This is a genomic window from Virgibacillus byunsanensis, from assembly GCF_042675965.1.
In the GTDB taxonomy this organism is placed as follows: domain Bacteria; phylum Bacillota; class Bacilli; order Bacillales; family Amphibacillaceae; genus Virgibacillus_R; species Virgibacillus_R byunsanensis.
Genome location: NZ_JBHTKJ010000062.1, coordinates 1 through 6,162, shown reverse-complemented (window position 1 = coordinate 6,162; position 6,162 = coordinate 1). Strand labels below are relative to the sequence as shown.

Genomic DNA, 6,162 nt, shown 5'->3' with positions numbered 1-6,162 from the left:
CCCCTTACCGTTGGGCTACGCCCTTCACACACTTGAAGAGGGAGACTTCTTTCGGAAGTACGTTAAAAAACCTACATATAAAAATAACAGTCCACTTGCAACATGAGTGAACTGTTATAACGTCTTATATAAAATCTTAGGTCAATCCATATTAGTTATGTAAAACCGTATAAAATTACTTGGATCCATTGTGTTCACATTTCATTTATATCGCCCGTGCAAACTGGAAAATAATTGACCTACATATGTATGAGACTGACCAAATTATACAATTTTATCAGAATCTTTTCAACTCTCTTTTTACTATTTCTGACATCTGTCTTCTAAAAACTACAGCTTCTTAACGAATTTAGTTTTTAACTGTATAGCTCCAATACCATCCACTTTACAATCGATATCGTGATCTCCATCGATCAATCGAATATTTTTTACTTTTGTACCTCTTTTTACAACAGATGAAGTTCCTTTTACTTTAAGGTCTTTGATTACCGTTACGGCATCACCATCGCTTAAGATATTTCCATTTGAATCTTTAAACGTCTTTTCATCTTCACTAGTTTGGGTTTCTGATTCTAAAGTCCACTCATGTGCACACTCTGGACATACAAGCAGGTTTCCATCTTCGTATGTATATTCGGAATTACATTTTGGACAGTTTGGTAGATTTGACATGTTTTCTCCTCCATTCGTATCTTTTATTCTATCATATCGACAAGCCTTAATTATACTATACTTCTACCCAACCTCTTTGCAACAAAAAGACGCGTACTATAAACGCGCCTATATGTTAGAGGTTTTGTTAAAGAAATAAATTTTCAACACTATCTGTCTAATTGTTCTATTCCTGCTTCTACTTGGTATACCCTTTTATTTAATACCTCAGTTTTTGCATCAAAGTGATCAATAATTTTATCGGTATACATGACCATACAATCAACAAGATTCTTTTGTAAACTTTTTTGGCCTTCTTCTAGTTTAATTTGCCCAGTTTCTAGTCCAGTTTGACCGGTTTCCAGTCTGAGTTGCCCTTCTTCTAATCCGGTTTGCCTTGCTTCTAATTTCGTTTGGCCTTCTTCTAGTCCGGTTTGCCTTGCTTCTAATTTCGTTTGCCCTTCTTCTAGTCCGGTTTGCCTTACTTCCAATCTCGTTTGTCCTTCTTCTAGTCCGGTTTGCCTTGCTTCCAATCTCGTTTGTCCTTCTTTTAGTCCGGTTTGCCTTACTTCCAATCTCGTTTGTCCTTCTTCTAGTCCGGTCTGCCTTACTTCCAATCTCGTTTGTCCTTCTTCTAGTCCGGTTTGCCTTGCTTCCAATCTCGTTTGTCCGACTTCTAGTTTAATTTGTCCCGCTTCCAGTCTCATTTGTCCAGTTCCTAATGTACGTTGGCTGGTCTCTAATTTGTTTTGTCCATGCTTCAAATCAGTTATGTCAACACGTATTTCTTTCAGTTCACTCAAAATTTGTTTTAAGGTTTTTTCCAAACTTTTTCCTCCTCGTATGCAAATTCAGTGAGTAGAATTCCTATTTCACCATAAACTTTGTCTGGCTAATGCCTTCCCTTGTTTTGGATACTTGAAGAACGGCTGGGAATATGGTCTTCAATTCCTGAACGTGTGAAATAACGCCGATCATTCTACCTGATTGTTGTAAGTCAACTAGAGTATCTATTGATTTGTTCAACGATTCTTCGTCTAATGATCCAAATCCTTCATCAATGAACATCGTATTGATTGAAATATTACCTTGGAAACTTTGTATAACGTCTGACATACCAAGCGCTAGACATAAAGATGCATTAAACTTCTCGCCGCCAGATAACGTTTTAACGTCCCTTGTTTGGCCGGTGTATGCGTCATATACATCAAGCGCCAAACCACTTTGTCTACCGTGAGATTCCTGACGATCACTTCTCATTAAATAAAATTGCCCGTTGGATAGACGTTTTAACCGCCCGTTGGCAGCTTCAATAATTCGTTCCAAGTATTCAATTTGCAAATAACGCTCAAAGGAAATCTTTTGATTATTTTGCCCTCTTAGAACATCATATAAATCTGTGATTGTAGCCAGTTCTTTTTCCTGTCCGGATACTCGCTTAGTTAGATCCACAATATTTTCTTTTATCTTCAAAGACTCTTTCTGGTAGTCTTTTGATGATTCTAAGGTTTTGTACGCTAACTCGTATGCCTCTTTCAACGAAAGCAGATCCTGTTGGAGAAGCGTTAAATCTACTCTGGATTTATCTTTTAACGTAACTTTTAACTCATCTCCTTGCTGCTTCTTAGTAGACAGATTTTCATTATATTGCTGGATATCCTCTTTGAGTTCCTGCCTAGCAGCTGCTGGCATTTTTGCCTGTTGATAGGATTCCTCAGATTCAAAAGAAGCATTCTTTAATTCTGCCTTAAACTGGTTATCAGACTTAGCTTTCTTCTCCTTAGTTTCATCCAACTGTTTTTTCGCATGACTTAAGTCAGAGGCTGCTTTTGTTTGTAGTTCATTTGCTTGTTGCAGGTTTTTCTGAGCTTCATCCCACGCCTTTTCCAATCTTAGTTTAAGTGCTTCTGTTTCATTTATTTCTTTTTCTAAATTTGATAAAACTCTTACTTCCTCAGGTATATTACGCAATCTTTCGTCATATACAGCCTTGGAAGTTTGATAAGTCATTTTATGTTCTTGGTATGATTTTTCCAGATGTTCTTTCCTGGTTTTCAACTGGTTGATCTCTTCTTGTGCTTTTTCCTGCTTTACTTTACTCTCTTTACGTTCATCTCGTTGTTTCATCACAGCATCTACTTCTTCACTTAACCGTTTACCCTTTTCAACCAGTTGCTCTTTTATGGATGGTGCATCTTCTGGTGGTAACTGATTGTCTACAAGCTCTGTTTCTTTTTCTTTCAGTTGGGACGCGTTCGTTTTATGCTTGGCAACTGCATCACGATAGTGTGTGTCTTTTTCATCTAGTTCTTTTTTTAATACTTCTAGTTGTTCTCTTGTTACCACATTCCCTTGGTTTGTCGCTTTATTTGGGTGCTCCGGACTTCCGCAAACTGGACAAGCTTCACCGTCATGTAAGTGACCTGCTAAAATACTCGCTTGACTATTCAACCATCCATCTTCAGCTTCTTGATAAGCAGACCTGGCAGCACGAAAATCCTCTTCTTTTTTCTGAACATCTTTATCAAGTTCAGCTTGTTTATTTTTTAAGTTGATATAGTCCATAACGATTCTGACATGTTCTCTCATCTCGGTTAATGCTTGTTGTTTTTCAGGTAGCTGACTTACTGCTTGATCCATCTCATTCATTTTTTTACTGTATGCCTCATTCGCTTCCTCTTTTTCCTTCAATTCTCCTTGTACCTTTTCCAAATCAGAAGAAGCTTTTTTACCATCTTGCTCTAATTGTTTTAACTGCAGTTTCTTTTCATCAAGTTCTTTAACGGTTGGTAGGAAGTCTTTCAAGCGATCACGTTTTTTGCTGACTTCCTCTCGTTCACTTTTCCTATTTTCTTCCTGTAGATAAGTATGTTTAGCATGCTTTTGTTTTTCTTCAGCATTTTGATGGGAATTCTCGGCGTTTTGTAAAATACTTGTTTTAGCCTTTTCTTCTTTTTGCCATTCGTTAACCTGCTTTTCATAAATCTCCATCTGACTAGCCCGTTCAGCTTCTTCCAATTCCTTTGCTTTTTTGGTGTACTGAGGCTTTTGTTCTTCAAGTTCCTTTACTTGTTTTTCTTTCTGATCCAATTCCGCAAATCGTTCATTTATTGTCTTTGCTTGATGAAATTCTCTCTGTTTCTTGTCGTGCGCTTTATAGGCTTCATCATATTTTTGTTTATCTATTTTCATTTGTTTCGTATAATAGGCATCTTCTTCCCGAAGCCCTTCAACCACCTGATTCACATTATAATATGCTTCCGAAAGTACTTGGAATAAGGAAGATCCTTCCCGCTCTGGTAATGCTGTAGTAATGCTTTGAATATGATGATCCCGCTCTTGTTGTACTTGCTTAAAGCCCTCTTCCACTTTGGCCTTTTTATTTTTCAACAGTTCATTAATATGACTGTAACTCTCTGTTTTGAATAGCCTCCGTAAGATCGCTTCTTTATTTTCAGTTTGGGAGGTTAATAGTTTACGAAATTCTCCCTGTGGCAACATAACAATCTGCTTAAACTGATCCTGTGTCAGACCTATAATTGCCTCTACCTTTTTATCAATCTCAGAGATCATTTGGCGATCCACACAAGGTACTTCTTTTCCATCCACTTTTTCATAAAATTCATACCGTTCACCAGTCTTGGATTTGTTTCCTTTTTTCACATGGCCCAATTGGCGTAAAATACGATAAAACCTGCCATTTAATTCGAATTCAAGCTCAATCGATGTGTGGGTATTATCATCTGCGAAGTCACTTCTCAGCATCTTGTTATCTTCCCTGTCCGAGCCACTCGCACTTCCATATAATGCAAAACAGATCCCATCAAAAATAGTTGTTTTACCAGCTCCGGTATTTCCTGAGATAACAAACAAATTATTCTGTTCGAGTTCTGTAAAGTCTACGGATTCCGTGCTTTTATATGGTCCGAATGCCGTCATTGTCAGTTTAATTGGTATCAATTCATCCACTCCCCTTTCTTTAATATTTAGTTCGAAATATATTCTTTTGGTTTCGTATTTGTGGAAGTCTCATTCTCGTCTCTTAACAGTTCATCCAACACTTCTTTAAAAATTGCTTCGGTTTCTTCTGAAGCATCCACACCTTTTACTTCCTTGTAGAATGCTTTAAAAAGATCCAAATCACTCATCTCACTACGACTCCGGGTCCCTTTATCCTCGTACGTCTCAGATGATAAATATTTCCCTCGTTCCACATGCATCGCATTAGGATAAACCGAACGAACGCGCTCCATTGGAGAAAGTACAGGCGCCTCATCTAGTAGACGAACAAAAACATAATCATCATTTACAGGATGTGTTAATAGATTTTCAAGTGTATCCTCCACCGTACGAATATCTCTTTTCGGTGTTAATAGTCGCTTCTCCACAGTTACATTACCGTCTGCATCCATCTCCACAACATGATATCCCTTTTTATGGTTTTCTTCAGATATAGAATACTTTAAAATAGATCCAGAATACCGGATCGTTTCATTAGCGACATAGTGTGCCTGGTGCAGGTGGCCTAGCGCAGTATAATGAAACGGTGCATAATTATGGCTATCGACATACTCTGCTCCTCCAATGGAAAGTGGTCGCTCTGAGTCACTTGTATTATTCTCTTTTTCTCCAGAAGGGGTAACAAAGGCATGTCCGACAAAAACATGACGACTATTCGGAACCATTTTCTCGCTAATGGTTTCTACAATTTTTTTTGCAGCATCGTTATGTGTGCGAATCTCTTCATCTTCTAAAACAGTCCGAACGACACTCGGATCACAATATGGTATGAGATGAAAATGTACTTGTCCATGCTCATCATCAAGTTTGACGGGTGTTAATTCTTTATTGAAATTACCAACGATATGAAATCCATTCTGTTTCATAATCCTACTACCGAAGTTTAACCTGCTTGGGCTATCATGGTTACCCGCAACCGCCAAAACTGGAGTTTTCAACTTGATCACGATCGTTTCCAATACCTCATCCAACAGATGAACTGCTTCAGTTGGCGGTACCGCACGGTCATATAAATCACCAGCAATAATCACAGCATCCGGTTTCTCCTCTTCAATTGCTTTAATCAATTGTTCGAGAACGTATTGCTGATCCTCCGTCATGTATACCCCCTGGACAAGTTTACCTAAATGCCAATCCGCAGTATGAAATAATTTCATTTAAAAACGCTCCTTTCTTTTTTTCTAAACGAATTCTTCTATTTACCTATTATAATATACGGTTAATCTATTCTGTTGTTTAAAATCATAGTTTGATATATTTTCCTGAAGTGCCAAGTGTAGATCTAAGAGGAGTGAACTACTCCCACCACTTACCACCCTTACGGGTTGTTTGAAGTGGGGGCTTCTTGGGTAATCGTCACTTTTGGTAGCAGACGAAATTGACCAAGCTAACCCTCTTGTTCCAAAAGTTTATATTTTTATTATGCGCTTGCTAATAAGCGAATGCCTTCTTTTTTGATATTGAGTGCCGAATTGTAATCTCTATTGAGAC

At 37.9% G+C, this 6,162-nt stretch carries 4 protein-coding genes; all 4 read right to left on the bottom strand.

Annotation, left to right across the window (positions count from 1 at the left end; all coding sequences use genetic code 11):
• Positions 1-330 precede the first annotated feature (330 nt).
• Positions 331-672 (bottom strand): zinc ribbon domain-containing protein YjdM, encoded by a 342-nt coding sequence (locus tag ACFQ3N_RS17455; protein ID WP_390363987.1) that lies wholly within the window; start codon positions 670-672, stop codon positions 331-333.
• Between the two features lie 149 nt (positions 673-821).
• The gene (locus ACFQ3N_RS17450) at positions 822-1,478 is read right to left on the bottom strand and encodes a hypothetical protein (RefSeq protein WP_390363985.1); all 657 of its coding nucleotides are present in this window, start codon (positions 1,476-1,478) and stop codon (positions 822-824) included.
• Between the two features lie 40 nt (positions 1,479-1,518).
• Positions 1,519-4,611, bottom strand: coding sequence for an AAA family ATPase (locus tag ACFQ3N_RS17445; RefSeq protein ID WP_390363983.1), 3,093 nt, complete (start codon positions 4,609-4,611; stop codon positions 1,519-1,521).
• A 26-nt stretch (positions 4,612-4,637) separates the two neighbouring features.
• Complete coding sequence (locus tag ACFQ3N_RS17440; RefSeq protein ID WP_390363981.1) at positions 4,638-5,828, bottom strand: exonuclease SbcCD subunit D; 1,191 nt, start codon at positions 5,826-5,828, stop codon at positions 4,638-4,640.
• Between the last annotated feature and the right edge of the window lie 334 nt (positions 5,829-6,162).

Excerpts from the sequence above, each read along its gene's own strand:
- ACFQ3N_RS17455 (WP_390363987.1), bottom strand. The coding sequence starts at position 672 with ATGTCAAATCTACCAAACTGTCCAAAATGTAATTCCGAATATACATAC.
- ACFQ3N_RS17440 (WP_390363981.1), bottom strand. The coding sequence starts at position 5,828 with ATGAAATTATTTCATACTGCGGATTGGCATTTAGGTAAACTTGTCCAG.